The organism is Gemella haemolysans ATCC 10379 (assembly GCF_000173915.1).
In the GTDB taxonomy this organism is placed as follows: Bacteria; Bacillota; Bacilli; order Staphylococcales; family Gemellaceae; genus Gemella; species Gemella haemolysans.
This window is the reverse complement of record NZ_ACDZ02000004.1, coordinates 14,509-30,755: the sequence shown is the minus strand read 5'-3', so window position 1 is coordinate 30,755 and position 16,247 is coordinate 14,509. Positions and strand designations below refer to the sequence as shown.

Annotated in this window: 17 protein-coding genes; 3 read left to right on the top strand and 14 right to left on the bottom strand. The window is 31.9% G+C overall.

Features of this window, described 5'->3' with window-relative positions:
• Positions 1-19: 19 nt before the first annotated feature.
• Positions 20-421, bottom strand: a complete 402-nt coding sequence (gene psiE, locus GEMHA0001_RS00475; protein ID WP_004263178.1) for a phosphate-starvation-inducible protein PsiE — start codon at positions 419-421, stop codon at positions 20-22.
• Between the two features lie 144 nt (positions 422-565).
• On the opposite strand from psiE, the gene GEMHA0001_RS00470 reads away from it, so the two are divergent.
• The gene (locus GEMHA0001_RS00470; protein ID WP_040464187.1) at positions 566-1,084 is read left to right on the top strand and encodes a GNAT family N-acetyltransferase; all 519 of its coding nucleotides are present in this window, start codon (positions 566-568) and stop codon (positions 1,082-1,084) included.
• Between the two features lie 225 nt (positions 1,085-1,309).
• On the opposite strand, the gene lpdA is transcribed toward GEMHA0001_RS00470, so the two are convergent.
• From lpdA to GEMHA0001_RS00450, 4 genes are read right to left on the bottom strand one after another with little or no spacing between them, the layout of a single operon-like run.
• A complete protein-coding gene (lpdA, locus tag GEMHA0001_RS00465) occupies positions 1,310-3,058 on the bottom strand; it encodes a dihydrolipoyl dehydrogenase (protein WP_004392835.1) in 1,749 nt (582 codons plus the stop codon).
• 53 nt (positions 3,059-3,111) lie between these two features.
• Positions 3,112-4,509 (bottom strand): dihydrolipoamide acetyltransferase, encoded by a 1,398-nt coding sequence (locus GEMHA0001_RS00460; RefSeq protein WP_004392823.1) that lies wholly within the window; start codon positions 4,507-4,509, stop codon positions 3,112-3,114.
• Between the two features lie 31 nt (positions 4,510-4,540).
• Positions 4,541-5,533, bottom strand: a complete 993-nt coding sequence (locus GEMHA0001_RS00455) for an alpha-ketoacid dehydrogenase subunit beta (protein ID WP_004392775.1) — start codon at positions 5,531-5,533, stop codon at positions 4,541-4,543.
• A 57-nt stretch (positions 5,534-5,590) separates the two neighbouring features.
• Positions 5,591-6,571, bottom strand: a complete 981-nt coding sequence (locus tag GEMHA0001_RS00450) for a thiamine pyrophosphate-dependent dehydrogenase E1 component subunit alpha (protein ID WP_004392765.1) — start codon at positions 6,569-6,571, stop codon at positions 5,591-5,593.
• A gap of 565 nt (positions 6,572-7,136) precedes the next feature.
• Here GEMHA0001_RS00450 and GEMHA0001_RS00445 point away from each other — a divergent pair.
• Positions 7,137-8,789: an L-lactate permease gene (locus GEMHA0001_RS00445; RefSeq protein ID WP_004263235.1), complete on the top strand. Its 1,653-nt coding sequence runs from the start codon at positions 7,137-7,139 to the stop codon at positions 8,787-8,789.
• Positions 8,790-8,849: 60 nt separating this feature from the next.
• Here GEMHA0001_RS00445 and GEMHA0001_RS00440 read toward each other — a convergent pair whose 3' ends face one another.
• Together GEMHA0001_RS00440 and GEMHA0001_RS00435 are read right to left on the bottom strand one after the other, a co-directional pair.
• A complete protein-coding gene (locus tag GEMHA0001_RS00440; protein WP_040464185.1) occupies positions 8,850-9,041 on the bottom strand; it encodes a hypothetical protein in 192 nt (63 codons plus the stop codon).
• Between the two features lie 512 nt (positions 9,042-9,553).
• The gene (locus tag GEMHA0001_RS00435) at positions 9,554-10,114 is read right to left on the bottom strand and encodes a C40 family peptidase (protein ID WP_004392764.1); all 561 of its coding nucleotides are present in this window, start codon (positions 10,112-10,114) and stop codon (positions 9,554-9,556) included.
• 433 nt (positions 10,115-10,547) lie between these two features.
• On the opposite strand from GEMHA0001_RS00435, the gene GEMHA0001_RS00430 reads away from it, so the two are divergent.
• On the top strand, positions 10,548-10,934 hold the full coding sequence (locus tag GEMHA0001_RS00430) for a hypothetical protein (RefSeq protein WP_004392803.1): 387 nt from the start codon (positions 10,548-10,550) through the stop codon (positions 10,932-10,934).
• Positions 10,935-10,954: 20 nt separating this feature from the next.
• Here the strand turns inward: GEMHA0001_RS00430 and GEMHA0001_RS00425 are convergent, their stop codons facing one another.
• The 7 genes from GEMHA0001_RS00425 to GEMHA0001_RS00395 form a co-directional block, all read right to left on the bottom strand.
• The gene (locus tag GEMHA0001_RS00425; RefSeq protein ID WP_004392797.1) at positions 10,955-11,554 is read right to left on the bottom strand and encodes a glycerol-3-phosphate acyltransferase; all 600 of its coding nucleotides are present in this window, start codon (positions 11,552-11,554) and stop codon (positions 10,955-10,957) included.
• Positions 11,551-12,516, bottom strand: a complete 966-nt coding sequence (locus GEMHA0001_RS00420) for a lysylphosphatidylglycerol synthase domain-containing protein (RefSeq protein ID WP_004392792.1) — start codon at positions 12,514-12,516, stop codon at positions 11,551-11,553. Before GEMHA0001_RS00420 ends, GEMHA0001_RS00425 begins: the two co-directional genes overlap by 4 nt.
• Before the next feature lie 99 nt (positions 12,517-12,615).
• Positions 12,616-13,023, bottom strand: coding sequence for a hypothetical protein (locus tag GEMHA0001_RS00415; protein WP_004392773.1), 408 nt, complete (start codon positions 13,021-13,023; stop codon positions 12,616-12,618).
• Between the two features lie 73 nt (positions 13,024-13,096).
• Positions 13,097-13,780, bottom strand: a complete 684-nt coding sequence (gene mtnN, locus GEMHA0001_RS00410; RefSeq protein WP_004392785.1) for a 5'-methylthioadenosine/S-adenosylhomocysteine nucleosidase — start codon at positions 13,778-13,780, stop codon at positions 13,097-13,099.
• Positions 13,781-13,784: 4 nt separating this feature from the next.
• Positions 13,785-14,273 (bottom strand): transcription elongation factor GreA, encoded by a 489-nt coding sequence (gene greA / locus GEMHA0001_RS00405; RefSeq protein WP_004392794.1) that lies wholly within the window; start codon positions 14,271-14,273, stop codon positions 13,785-13,787.
• Positions 14,274-14,321: 48 nt separating this feature from the next.
• Positions 14,322-14,948 carry a uridine kinase gene (gene udk / locus GEMHA0001_RS00400; protein WP_004392844.1) on the bottom strand — a complete coding sequence of 209 codons (627 nt, stop codon included), beginning with the start codon at positions 14,946-14,948 and terminating at the stop codon, positions 14,322-14,324.
• Entirely contained in the window at positions 14,948-16,219 is a 1,272-nt protein-coding gene (locus tag GEMHA0001_RS00395; protein ID WP_003146785.1) for a peptidase U32 family protein, read from the bottom strand. The genes udk and GEMHA0001_RS00395 overlap by 1 nt, the downstream gene beginning before the upstream one ends.
• Positions 16,220-16,247 lie beyond the last annotated feature (28 nt).

The window sequence follows — 16,247 nt, the reverse complement described above, 5'->3', positions numbered from 1 at the left end:
TTTTGTTCGAAGTCTTTTTTTAATCTTTCTTTATAAATTTCTCAGCAATAGCTAAACTTATAACTAATAATAAAATTGCTCCAGCCCAGACTAGAACACTTTTAGGATCATCATGTTGTACTATAATTAACCTAATAATTGCTGTTATACCAATATAAATAAAGTATCGTAGCGGAAAATGATAATTGTTTTTAAAATATTTCACAATCAGAGCTACAAACTCAAAATATAGAAAGAATACTAATATCCCTTCAACAAAGTGTTGATAATTCCCTTGTTCAGCTAAAAATTTTACACCTTCATGATATATTTCTTTAGCTTCCATTATTAATCCAAATGATAATAATATTCCTATGATTAATAATCCAATGTTCATTATCCAAAGGAAAATATCCGATATTATTTTACTAAATTTCTCCATTTTTCACCTCTTAACATTTTATACAAGAATCATTATATCATAATAAAATTTAATATTCTAATGAATTCAACTATGAAAATAATATTTTAGACATCTTGTATGCTATAATAAAGAAAAGGAGATACACATGATTACACTAAAAAAATTAAAGAAAAACATTTAAAGGATTTATATAAAATAATTTACTCATCAGAAAATCCTGAGTGGAGTAAATATAATGCTCCATACTTTAATGAATATAAATATATTGATTTAGATACATTCTTACTAAAAAATCATCATGAATATTACTTAAGCGAGCGAGTCTTGGGCATATTTTTAAATGAAAAACCAATCGGCATTGTTACTTATTATTGGGAAAGCTTAGCTACTCGTTGGCTAGAAATTGGAATTGTAATATATGATCGGAATATTTGGGCAAAAGGTATAGGATATGCAGCTTTACATAAGTGGATTGAGCTATGTTTTAATAGATTTCCTGAAATACAACACATCGGCTTAACTACTTGGAGTGGAAATACAAGAATGATGAAACTTGCAGAAAAACTAGGACTTATTTGTGAAGCAAGAATTAGAAAAGTTAGATATTACAATGGAGTTTATTATGACTCAATAAAGTATGGTATATTGCGAGAGGAGTTTAGTATTAACCGAAAATCCTAATTTTTTTAAAAATGTATATTTTGACTCATAGACGCATTGGTTGTGCGATATCTAAAATCACTTTATAAAATTTTTTTAGATATCTAATAACCTTTGCGAAGGTGACTCAACAAAATTGATTTCTCCAAAATTACTATTTTTGAGTCAATCCCTTTCTAAATTTTGAAATTATTATATAAAAAAGATGACTAGCAAATTGCTAGCCATCTTTTTCTTTATAAACTATTATTTAGTTTTTTTCTTAGGTGCATGTAGACATAAGTCAATACAGTCAGTCATAGCTTCATATAAAGCTTCAGAGAATGTTGGGTGACCATGGATAATATCCATAATATCATCAATTGTCATTTCTGTTTGGATTAAAGTAGACCCTTCGTTGATTAACTCAGCTGCAACTGGTCCTACAATGTGGATACCTAAGATTTCTCTGTATTTAGTATCCATAATTACTTTAACGAATCCTTCACCTTGGTTAGATGCTAATGAACGTCCGTTAGCTGCAAAGTTGAATTTACCAACTTTGATGTCATATTTTTCACGAGCTTGTTCTTCAGTTAAACCAACCATTGCGATTTCTGGGTGAGTGTAAATTGCTGCTGGAGTAGATTTAAGATCAACTTTTTTGTGGTGACCCATTGCGTTTTCTGCTGCAACTTCTCCCATCTTGAATGCTGCATGAGCTAACATCTTAGTTCCGTTAATATCACCAGGAGCGTAAATACCTTCAACAGATGTTTCCATGTACTCGTTAACTTTAACACGACCACGTTCCATTTCGAATTGATCTGCTAATTCACCAAGACATGTGTTATCTGGAACACGTCCAATTGATAATAATACTTTGTCTGCAACGATATCTTCTTTTCCTTCAACTTTAACTACTACTTCTTGACCTTTGTCAACGATTTCTAATAATTTAGTTGATGTAAGAACTTTAATACCTTGTTTTTTGAATTGTTTTTCTAATGCTGCAGATGCATCTTTATCCATTCCAGCGATTAAACGATCAGCCATTTCAACGATAGTTACTTCAGATCCGAAAGTAGAGAATGCTTGTCCTAACTCTGATCCGATAACTCCTCCACCGATAACTGCTAAACGAGCTGGTACTTCATTAATATCTAAGAATTCATCACTTGTAAGAACTTTATCACTGTCCATTCCTGGAATATTAATTCTACTTACTTTTGATCCACCAGCTAAGATTACTCTGTCAGCATCAATTGTTTCTTTTCCATCAACAGAAACTTTTTTATCAGCTGTTAATTGTCCAACACCGTTAAATACTTTAACACCGTAAGATTTAAGTAATCCTCCAATTCCTCCTGATAGAGTTTTAGAAATTTTATTCTTAACTGCTACAGTTTGTTCCATGTCAACTGAGAATGCATCATTTACAAGTTTAATACCACGATCTTTAGCAGAACGGATGTGGTTGATAATTTCAGCATTGTGTAGGAATGTTTTTGTTGGAATACATCCACGGTTTAGACATGTTCCACCTAGTTCACGATTTTCTACTAATGCTACTTTACCACCTAATTGAGCGGCTTTAATAGCTGATACATATCCAGCAGGCCCTCCACCAACAACTACTACGTCATATTCACCACGACGTTCGCGTTTTGGTGCTTCTTCTCCTGCTTTAGTTTCAGGTACTTTAACATCTGCTGCAACTTCTTTAACGATTTCTTGAGCTGCTGCAGTAGTGCTGTCTCCTCCAGGAACTGCTTCTCCAGGTTGTCCAATCCATGCAATAGTTTGTACTACTGGTACAACTGATCCAGCTGGGTGTACGATTTTTAATAAAGTTCCGCTTGCTTCAGCTTCAACTTCCATGTTTACTTTATCTGTTACGATTTCAAGTAGGACTTCTCCTTCTTTTACTTCGTCACCTTCTTGCTTAAACCATTGTACGATTTCGCCTTCTTCCATTTCACTTCCGGCTTTTGGCATTATAACTTCAACTGCCATGTTTTAATCACTCCTTATACACTTTATCTTGTTTTATAAATATTATATCATTATTAAATTAGTAATGATAGTGGATTTTCGATAGCTTCTTTCAGAGTCTTCATGAATTTAGCTCCTTCTAATCCGTCAACAACACGGTGGTCCGCTGTTAATGTTAATGTCATGATAGGTCTTACAGTAACCTCACCATTTAATACCACTGGTTTTTGTACAGTAGCACTTACACCTAGAATAGCTGTATTGGGTTGGTTAATGATTGGTACGAAGCTCTTAACTCCATACATACCTAAGTTACTAATTGTAAATGTAGAATCTGCCATTTCATCTGGTTTTAATTTACCAGCAAGAGCTTTTGTTGTAATTTCTTTAGAAGCTACTACAAGCTCTTTAAGGCTCATCTTATCAGCACCTTTAATTACTGGTACTACTAATCCACTATCCATACCAACAGCGATTGATAAGTTTACATAGTGGTGTAAATACATTTCTTTTTCATCACTTGATAAAGAAGCATTTACATATGGGTGTTTCATTAATGATTTAATTACAGCTAATGAAATAAAGTCAGTAACTGTTGCTTTTTTACCTGTTTCTTCGATAATTGCATCAACAACTTTTTTACGTAAAGCTAATAATTCAGTCATATCAACTTCAACGTTTACAACGAATGTTGGTGCACTGAAGTAAGATTCACTCATACGTTTAGAAATAACTTTACGCATTGGTGACATTGGTACAGTTTCAACAACACCCCATTGATTTTCATTAGGTGCTTTAGCAGATTTAGCACTTGCTGGTGCAGCAACTTCAGCACTTGCAGCAGCTTCACTTGCACTTCCGTTAAGAACAGAAAGAACATCTGCTTTCATAATTTTACCTTTTGGTCCAGTACCAACGATACCGTCGGTATTAATTCCTTCAACTTCTGCAATACGTGCAGCAAGTGGAGAGATTTTAGCTTTTGCATTTAGTTTATAATCAACTACATCGTCTTTATGAACACGACCTTTAGCTCCAGTACCTTTTACTTGAGATAAGTCGATTCCGTTTTCACGAGCATACGCTCTAGCTGCTGGTGTAGCACGAAGACCAGAGTTATCAAATTCTACTACTTCTTGAGCAGGTGCTGCTTCAACTTTAGTTTCAACAACAGTTTCTTCTACTGGTGTCGCTGCAGCTGCTGGTGCCGCTCCAGCTCCAGGTACAGCTTCTCCAGCTTGCCCAATCCATGCAATAGTTTGTACTACTGGTACAACTGATCCAGCTGGGTGTACAATTTTTAATAAAGTTCCGCTTGCTTCAGCTTCAACTTCCATATTTACTTTATCTGTTACGATTTCAAGTAGGATTTCACCTTCTTTTACTTCGTCACCTTCTTGCTTAAACCATTGTACGATTTCGCCTTCTTCCATTTCACTACCGGCTTTTGGCATTATTACCTCTACTGCCATATTCTATTCACATCCTTCACTAACTAAATTTTTATTTTTTGTTTACAGCTTTTCTAATAGTTTCTTTGATGTCTTCTACATCAGGTACAACTAATTTTTCTAAGTTTTTAGCTGATGGAATGTGTGTGTCAGCACCAGCAACACGGTAAATTGGGCTATCTAAGAAATCAAATGCATCACTTTCTGCGATACGAGCGACGATTTCTCCACCGAACCCACCAGTTTTGAATGAGTCGTGACATACTACTAATTTTCCAGTTTTCTTAACTGATTCAACAATTAGATCAGTATCTAGTGGTACTAATGTAATTGGGTCAAGTACTTCTACTGAGATTCCTTCTTCTTTTAATTCTTCAGCTGCTTTTAAGCTACGCTCTAACATTCTTCCCCAAGATACTAATGTTACATCAGATCCTTCAACTTTGATATCACCTTTACCGATTACACCAATTTTACCTACTTCTACTTCACCTTTACGTCCAAATAACGCTTTTGGTTCAATGTAGATAACTGGGTTATTATCTCTGATTGCAGCTCTTAAGATTGAGTAAACATCTCCTGCTGTTCCTGGTGCTACTACTTTAAGACCTGGAATGTGACAGAACCATGCTTCTAGAGCTTTACAGTGTTGAGCAGCAGCTCCTGTACCTGCACCAGATGCACAACGATATGTAACAGGTACTTGAACATCTCCTCCAAGCATATAACGCATTGGTGCTGCTTGGTTAACGATAGCGTCCATACCGATTGTTACGAAGTCCATGAATGTTACGTCAACGATTGGGCGCATACCTACAGAAGCAGCTCCTGCAGCCGCACCACAGATTGCAGCTTCACTGATTGGTGTATCGATTACACGTTCTGAACCGAATTCTTCTAACATACCAACTGTAGTTCCAAAGTCTCCTCCGAAGATACCAACATCTTCACCCATTAAAAATACATTTTCATCTTCACGCATTTCGTGAGTCATAGCTTCTTTTATGGCTTCACGAACTGTCATAATTTTTGTTTCTTTAGTCATAACTATTAATCTCCTATTATATAAAATATTACTCTAAAATTATTTTAACTTAAAATATTAGTCAGCGTAGTTATCTTGGAACGCTATTGCAACATCAGCAAATGGTGATTCTTTCGCAAATTCTACAGCATCGTCGATAGTTGCTTTTGATCTATCTTCGATTTCTTTTAATTCTTCTTCTGTAGCAATTCCATTTTCTAATAAGTAGTTTTTATATTTTACGTTAGGATCTTTAAGCTTCCACTCAGCTACTTCTTCACGACTACGGTATTTACCTGCATCTGATGCAGAGTGTCCAAACCATCTGTAAGAAACTGCTTCTACTAAAACAGGTCCTTTTCCACTTCTAGTGTGTTCAATAGCTTCTTGCATTGCATCATATACTGCTAATACATCGTTTCCGTCTGGAACGTGAATACCTTTGATTCTGTATGAAGCTGCACGTTCAGTAATTTCTTTAACTCGCATACATCTTTCTTGAGCCATTGAGATACCATATTTATTGTTAATTACGTAGAAAATAAGTGGTAAATCCCAGTTAGACGCCATGTTTAAACATTCGTGGAAACTTCCTTCGTTAGTAGCTCCGTCACCCATACAACAAATAACAATGTTACCTGTTTTTTTCATTTTTTGAGCTAGGGCAGCACCAGTACTTAAACCGTGTCCTCCACCAACGATACCATTACATCCCATGTTTCCATGTTCAAGGTCATAAATGTGCATACTTCCTCCACGACCTTTACACTGACCTGTTTCTTTACCTAGGATTTCCGCCATCATACGATCAATTTCAATTCCTTTAGCAATTGTTTGACCGTGACCACGGTGATTAGAAAACATTAAGTCTTCTTTTCTTAATGGATAAATAGCACCAACGTTTGCTGCTTCTTCTCCTACTGAATAGTGAGTCATACCGTGAACTAAACCACGAGAGTATAGTTTACTCAACTCCATATCAAAATCTCTAATAAGCTGCATTAGTTCGTACATTTCTAAATGCTCTTGTTTAGTTAAATCTTTTGATGTTTTTACCATAATAACCTCCAAAGTTTGTGTATATATTTATTAAATGTATATAAATTATTTTTTAATCATATATTACACTATTAATATACTATTTTTCACGAAAAATGTCAAATCTATAATCACAATAAAATAATAATATTTATCTCGGTAATATTATTCGCTTCACATATCAACATAAACTCAAACTGTATTAATACAGTTTGAAAGAAAGCATTTTCCTTTATATCTCATATACATTTTATTTTTTACAACCTGTCGTAATAAAATAAAAATTATACAGATACAGATTTTTAAAAATATAAATTATACAATTTCTCTATTTTTTATATAGAAATTTTTTTAAATAATTAATATTTCTCCATCTATATCACTTGACAAATATATTGAAGCCGTTACTAACCTTTAAAGAGGCACATTTAAATCAAAAAATTGAGTATATTTGATTAATTTCTTAAAAACTATGTAAACATTTTATTCTTGAAAATCTCATGAAAATGTAGTTTAATAGCTTGCATTAGTACAGTATTTTATATATAATTATTTTATACAAATTTTCAATTTAGGAGGAATTATAATGATTCTTAATGCTATTTGGGAGCAACAGTATAATCCAATGGGTAATATTTGGTTATCTGCAGGGGTTGCTGCTCTTCCTATAATTATATTTTTAATTTCATTAGTTGTCTTTAAACTAAAAGGTTATGTAGCTGGTGGTTTAAGTATTATCAGTGCAGCTATAGTTGCTGCTGTATGTTATAAGATGCCTGTGGATAAAATCGCAGGAGCTGCAGAACAAGGTATTGTTTCAGGTTTATGGCCTGTTGCTAGTATCGTTCTTGCTGCTATCTTCTTATACAAATTAACAGTTAAAATGGGATTCTTCGATGTAATGAAACAAAGTATCTCATCTATTTCACCAGATAAAAGAATTCAAGTTCTTTTAATTGCATTCTCATTTAACGCTTTCCTAGAAGGTGCTGCAGGATTTGGTGCACCAGTTGCTATTACAGCCGCAATTTTAGTAGGTTTAGGTTTCAAACCTTTACAATCTGCTGCAATTTGTTTGGTTGCTAACATCGCTGGTGGTGCATATGGAGCAATGGGTATCCCGGTAACTGTTCCAGCTACTTTAACAGATTTAGATGCATTAACTCTTGGTAAAAACACATCATTAATTTTATGTCTTGTTACTGTTATTATCGCATTCCTTATCGTATTTATGGTAGATGGTTTCAAAGGTATTAAAGAAACATTCCCAGCAATCTTAGTTTCTGGTGGTGGATTTGCTATTACTCAATTCATCTTCTTAAACTTCATAGGACCAGAACTTGTTAACGTTTCTTCAGCTATCGTAAGTTTACTTGCTTTAATTGTATTCTTAAGATTCTGGCAACCAAAACAACAACTTACAGCTGAAACTAAAGAAATTTCTCATGACAAAGAAGTTTTAGCTGGTAAAGAAGTTGTTAGAGCATGGACACCATTCATTCTTTTAACTTTATTCGTTACTTTACTAAACACTGGATTCTTCAAACAATTAATCCAAGCTGCAAACCCTAAAACAGGTCAAGCAGCAGGAGCTTTAAACTCACTAATTTTCAACTTCCCATACTACATTGATGGTACAGTTGCACGTGTTGCTCCTATTGTAAAACAACCTACTCCAATTAAAGCAGTATTTAGTTTTGCTCCATTTACTTCAACTACAACAGCGATTTTACTTGCAGCAATTCTAACAATTATTATTTTTAGAGTTAACAGCCGTATTGTAGTATCTACAATAAGAGAAACAGCAGTTGAATTATGGGCACCTATCTTAACAATCTGTTCAGTACTTGCATTTGCTTACATTTCAACATATTCAGGAATGTCATCAACATTAGGATTAGCATTTGCTAACACAGGTAAAATCTTCCCATTATTCTCTCCTATCTTAGGATGGATTGGGGTATTCTTAACTGGATCTGTTGTTAACAGTGGATCTCTATTTGCTGGATTACAATCAGTAACTGCATCACAAATTGGAATTGATCCTTCATTACTTGTTGCTGCTAACATTATCGGTGGAGCTATCGCTAAAATGATTTCTCCTCAATCAATCGCAGTTGCAGCTGCAGCTGTTGGATTAGTTAACAGAGATAGCGAAATCTTCGCAAAAACAATTAAATGGAGCGTTATACTTCTTGTTCTTGCAGGAGTACTAAACCTTCTAATTACACTTAAATAATTTTAAGTAAATAAAAAAGAGATTTGGTAATTTTTCCAAATCTCTTTTTTTATTAAACAGTTATGCAACATGTTTATTGCAATGACAGTCTCCTGTTTTGCAGTTTCCACATTCGCAATCTTCTTTTGCATTATGGCATCCACAAGCGCAACCTTCTTTACATTCACATGTTCCTTCAACACAGTTTCCACATTTACAATCTTCTACTGCGTCGTGACAGTGACAGTGGTGTTCACATTCACATTTACTCATATTAATCGCCTCCGTATTATTTAATTAATTATTCTTTAGTTAAATTTTATTATGTTTTATATAACAAGTCAATAGATTCTCGTCTTAAGTAACTATTACGATTTACACGCCCTTAAATCGTAATGAGGTCGGATTTGAATTAACATAAAGAATATCTATAAATACTACTCTAGCAAATATAGATTGATACCTATTTATTATTCACTGCTCATGTTGTATTATAATCTTTGAAATTTATTTTCTTCGTTTTATTTTCTTTTTATAATATTCTTAAGTATCTTTATAAATTTAGGATGACTTATTAATATCCATGCAATCTTTCTAACTTTTTTATTCGCTAATAACTTCGCTATCTTCTTTAACGACATATGAAAAATCTCCTATTTTTTATTTCTTTTAATTTATCAGATAAATATATTATATATTATTAACTTTAAAATCACTTAAATCAACACAAATTATTAATTAAAACGCCTTAAATTACTTCAAGACGTTTTTTATAGTTTATATATTTATTTAACACGGATATAAACCGCTCCACTACCTATATCTGCTGAATTAACTACAGTTTGATTGCCAAGCCATCCCCCATGGATAGCTTTTCCATTACCTGCATAAACTGCGATATGTGCTAATCCCATACCACCATTGGCATAATAAATTAAATCACCGGGTTGAGCTTCAGATGCTGATACTATTGTACCTAAACTCATATATCCAGCTGGCCAATCATGATAGTTTATTCCTACAGATTTTAATGCATTTGTAACTAGCATTGTACAATCTTGAATTGTACCTACTTGACTTAATGCTGCTTGATAAATAGCAGCTCCTTTGCTCGAAGAGGATACTTGACTATTTGTAGTTTCTTGTGCATTCAATTGAGTTACTGTAGTAGATACTCCTCCTTCTTGATTTACTTGAGTTGCATCAGTTACAGTATATTGAGTAGTAACCTGATTAGCAGATATATCATGAGCTGAAGCATTTTGTATCGGTGTTACTCCACCAATTACTCCTGTTGTTAACATTGTTATTAAACTAGCTCCAATAAGTAATTTTTTATTCTTCATTTAATTTGTCTCCTAATTTATTTTATCTACTTGTTTGTATATTTCTATTTACCTATTTCCAAGTATTTTACTTCAGTTATCTATATCTATTAAAAGATATTAGTATCTATTACTGAATCTCTCATCAAATATTAAATTTATAGTTGATAAATAATATTATATAGATATAAACTAAAACTCACTTAAATCAACTTTAAACTATAATTAAAACTGAAATTTAATTATAGTTAAGGTAACATTTTAGTTTCATAGTATATTTTTCTATATTGTATAGAAAAAAATTTCTCTTAGAATATAATTATACAAAATATGATATATAATATTATCCTTCTTGTATTTATTATGTTATAATGAAATTGAAATAAGGAACTTAATACTTAATCGATTTTACTTATATATTTATTACTTTTCATATAAAAAAGGAGGGATTTATATGAAATATAACAAATACTTAATCATCACTTTACTTATTTTCATTATGCTATTAACTACATTTCTTTATACAAAAAATATCTTCTATTTCTATTCAACTATTCCAATAATCATATGCGCTAGTATTATTGGATATTTTCAAGAAAAAAATAAGTTATCAATAAAAACAAATAAAATCTTGAATCTTTTAAAATATGAGCGTATTTTTTACACTTTTGCAGTAATAATACCATACATTGTTAGTTTTACCTATAAAATTGAAAAAGTAGAAAACTACTTTACTATTGCCTATATAACTTCTGTGATTTTTCTTTTATTATATGCGATAATTTGTTTTAAACGTACTCTACTTATAAGAAAAGAACTACGAAATAACAATTCTAAATAGCAAAAAAAGAAATCAGCTCACTATCGAACTGATTTCTTAATTTTTCTTGTGCTAAAATATTTATTAAATGACTCTTCTATATCTTTTACAGCTACCACACTTATTAATAAAACTGCTAGTAGAAAAATTCCTAGTATTATAAACGATGGATTTTCTACATAGTTTATATAAGTCACAAAAGGAAGACTAGAATAAAATCCAATTGTTAAACTTTTTACAATAATAGCTATAACTAATGTACAAAGTATTAAAATTAAGAATAAATTTAATGATAATGCTGCTAAACAACCAAAGAATGTCGCAACCCCTTTACCACCTTTAAACTTAAAGATAATAGGTTTTATGTGACCTAATAATACTAATACTATACAAATATATATAATTTTTGGATCAACATCTAATATTTTCAATAATATAACTACAAAAAATCCTTTGAAAAAATCTACTGCTAAAACAAATAAAAACGATCTAGGACCTAAAACACGTCCCGCATTTCTTGCCCCAACATTACCAGAGCCTTTATTAGTAAATTCTTCTTTATAAATCTTCTCTAATAATTTTCCACCCATTACATTTCCAATAAAATAGGCAACTATCGCATAAATTATCGTTGTAATCATAACTTTTCTCCTCTCTTAAATTTATCTTTTATCATTCTAATCCCTTCACTTAGGAACATAAAACATCCAATAGAGAACGGAACAACATAATATGACAATCTGTATATTATAATTGTCGCACCTATAATTTCTGGATTTACACCTAAATTCTTAAGTCCAATAAGAACTAAAGTATCAAAAGTACCTAATCCTCCTGGAATCATAGTCAATAATCCTACTATTGATGCTACTATTATAACTCCCATTATCTGTAATTCTTTATCCGCTACTAAATCTCCCGTATAAAAATAAAGAATCATAAGAATAATAAGGGCTGCAAATACCCATTCTAAAAAAGAAATCACTGTCAATTTAACACTTAAGTATCTATCCGTTCTAATTCTTGGTTTTCTCAAATTAAAAAATAGATACAATGGTAAAAATAAAGACATCAATATTAATGAATAATAAAAGATTTTATTATTAGCATATAACGCTTGTCCCGGGAAGACATTTAGTACTACAAAAATTGACAATAGACTGATTCCAGAAAGCATAGAAATAAGAATCATCCCTATTGCAGTAACTAATGTTTTTCCATTTTTTGTATATGGTTTGTACATATAATATCTAAGTCCAGCACCGATAAAACCACCAAAACCTAGAACCATATTTAATGTGTTAGTCATAAAACTAATTTTAAAAATACGGAATGAAGACATATTTTTCGTTAAATTAATGGCCTTTAGAACAAAATAATCATATAAGCATAAAATGCTTATGCCTAATAAACCACTTAATAAAACTACTAAAAATTTCACCTCTCCTATAGTAAGGGTGAGATGGTGTATTTTTTTGAAGTCTAGACTAACAATCTCTTTTTTAAAATAGGAAAAAATTAAATAAAATATCAATAATCCTACACTTATCTGAGTTATATTCTTCAAATAAGTAAAAGATCTTTTTTCTGTAATATTTTTCATTTTTCTTTTCCTTAAATAATATTTATCTACCTTATATTAACATTTTATAACATTTTTTTCAATACAATTAATTACATAAATTTATGACTATAATATTTTTTAATCTACATATTCATACAACTTATCTTCATATTCATTATATAATTCTGGATAACCCTTTTTCACAGCTTTTAAAAATGTTTTTCGAATTTTATTCACTTTTTGTACATAAATCAAAATAAACATCAATGTAAATATTACAATATACAAAATTAACATTTCAATTAAAAACGCTCTATAGGCTCCTTGATAGAATCCAAGACATAATATAAGTGAAACAATAAAAAATACCATTACTACTGAAGCTTTAAAACCTTTTTTGTATCTTGTATAATCATCTTTTACGATTTTACAGATTATATCTAATTCTTCTTTTGTATAAGCTCCACTTTTAATTGATTTCAAAGTATATCGTGGTAGTTTTTCAGATGTCAATATTAAAAATAATTTCGATAATATAGTTATCATACTTTCCTTCCTACTTCACATAAATATTACAGCAAAGAAAAGCTTTCGCTCTTCTTTGCTGATTTATATAATTTTAAAGTTTTTTTATTAACTCTGTAGTTAAAATTGACGAGTTTACTGCAGCTATTTGTAAGAATTCATCAAAAGTAACTCTTGTTCCTTCTTCTGCTTTATCACTTACACTACGGCAAACTATAAATTTTGTTCCAAATTGGTAACAAGTTTGAGCAATCGCTGCTGCTTCCATCTCAACTACTTGCATATTAGGAAAGTTTTTCAATATTCCTTTTTTCAACTCTTTATTAGAAATAAATGAATCTGATGTACCCACTAAACCAAAATGAATATTATGATCTGGCAAGCTTATCTCTGAAGCTAGTTTTTCTAACCCTTCATCGCTCTTATATGCTGCCGGCATCTGTGGCACTTGACCAATTTCATAGCCAAACTCTGTTGCATCAACATCAAAATGTCTTACTTCTGTAGCAACAATCATGTCCCCAATTTCCATATCACCTTGTAAGGCACCACATGTACCTATATTAATCACATACTCTGGTTTATAGTGATCTAATAATAGAGTTGTACCAATAGCAGCATTCACCTTCCCTGGTAAACTTAGCATAAGAACAATATTGCGTCCTTCATATTTTCCTTCATAAAATGTTACATGTACTATTTTTTTCTCTTGTAAATTTTCTATTTTTTCTTTTATTATAGCCACTTCTTCTGGCATTGCACCGATTAATGCTATCATAGTACTATTCTACCGCTAGAATTTTAATATCCATTGAGTCTTCTGGACCTGTTGGTAATGAAACTTTTGCCACATCTCCAACTTCTTTTCCTAATAAAGCTTGAGCCACTGGAGATTCATTTGAAATTTTGAATTCAAATGGATTAGCTTCAGCACTACCTACGATTTTGTAAGTTTCTGTTAAACCATCTGGTAGTTCTTGATAAGTTACTTTGTTACCTAAACGAATTGTACTTGATTTTCCGTCTAATTCGATAATAACAGCATAACGAATCATTTGTTCCATTTCTAAGATTCTTTGCTCGATAAATCCTTGTTCATCTTTTGCTGCATCGTACTCTGAGTTCTCAGATAAGTCTCCGAAACTACGTGCAATTTTAATTTTTTCAATTACTTCTGGACGTTTTACTTTTTTATAGTGTTCTAATTCTTCAACAAGTTTGTCATAACCTTCTTGGGTCATTTGATATTCTAATTTTTCTTCTAAAGCCATAGTGATACTCCTTTTTTTAGTCTACTCTATATTATATCGTTTTTTTTATTATTTTGCTAGTAGCGATTTGATTTTTGTTATTAAAATGTCAATCGCAATATCATTATATCCACCATCAGGAACAATAATATCAGCATATTGTTTAGTTGGTTTAATATACTTTTCATGCATCGGTCTAACTGACACTAAATATTGATTGATTACTGATTCTACAGTTCTTCCACGCTCATTAATATCACGTAATAATCTTCGTAAAATACGTAGATCACTCGGTGTATCAACAAAAATCTTAATATCCATTAATTCACGTAGTTTCTCTGAATAAAGACCAAACATACCTTCGATAATAATTACATCTTTAGGTTCTTGATGTTTTTGTTCTTTACTACGAGTATGATTTACATAATCATATACAGGTAATTCAACAGCTTTCCCTTCGATTAATTCTAATAAATGATTATACAGTAACTCATTATCGAATGCACTCGGGTGATCGTAATTCGTCTTAACTCTCTCATCCATTGTCATATGGCTTTGATCTTTATAATAATAATCTTGCTCAATTAAAGCAACTTTATCTTGAGTTAACTCGTCTATAATTCTTTTTGTAACGGTCGTTTTTCCACTACCGCTTCCTCCAACAATACCGATAATTTTTGGTCTATCTGTAGCCATTAGCGTCCCATTTCCTTTCGCATCATATTGCTTTTAAATACTCTAGAGTCTAATTTTGTTCTAATAATTTGAAGTGGATGTCTTGCTGCATCTAGCAATTCACCATCTTCATCATAAATTTCTCCGATAACTTGTCTAAATGTATCGATTTCTGGTCCAAAGAATTCAACTTCCTGACCAGTTTTAAAGAAATTACGTTGTTGGATTGTTGCAATTTGAGTTTCTTCATCATAGTGAAGAACTTGCCCAACGAAGTCATAATTTGTTTTCTTACCACCTTCGTTTCCAAACATTTGTTCAGAATACTTAGGAATCTCATAGAAGAATGACATCGCAGTGTCACGGTTAGCACATTTATATAATTCTAATTTATATTCTGGTGTCATCTCAAAATTATCTGGGTCTGCACAATAGTCATCGATTAGTTTTCTATATACACTTGCAACTGTTGCTACATAGTGAATAGATTTCATACGACCTTCAACTTTTAATGAATCAATACCCAATTCAATAATCTCAGGTACTGCTTCAATTAATGTTAAATCTTTTGGACTCATCGCATAAGGATTTGCACCTTCATCGAATAATTTAGTATCTTCATCAGTTCCTTCTTCATAAAGGTCATAATTCCAACGACATGATTGACAACAACCTCCACGGTTACTATCACGAGCTGTCATGTAGTTACTTAATGTACAACGTCCAGAATATGCTATACACATTGCACCGTGAACAAACATCTCAATCTCAACATCTGTTTTTTCACGAATTTCTTTAATTTCTTCATATCCTGTTTCACGAGCTAATACTACGCGATGCACTCCTTCGCTTTCCCAATATCTAACTTCCTTATAGTTTGAGATTGATTGTTGTGTACTGATGTGCACCTCTACTTTTGGAGCTACAGCTTTACATCTTTCAATGATATATGGATCCGCTACGATAATTCCTCTTACTCCTGCATCTTGAAGTGCCATTAAGAATTCATCTAATCCTTCAAAGTTCTCATCGTGCGCAATAATGTTCGCTGTAACATAAATATCAGCTCCATATTTTGCTGCAAATTCACAACCTTCTTTAATCTCTTCAATTGTGAAGTTGTCTGCATTACTACGAAGCCCAAACTCCTGCCCTCCTAAGAACACAGCATCTGCTCCGTAATGAATAGCTATTTTTAATTTTTCTAAATTCCCTGCTGGAAGCAGTAATTCTGGTTTTTTCGTTATTACTCTCTTACCGTCTCTAATTTCTGAAATATTTGGTATCGCCATAAGTTAAGGTCACATTCAAGTATGACCC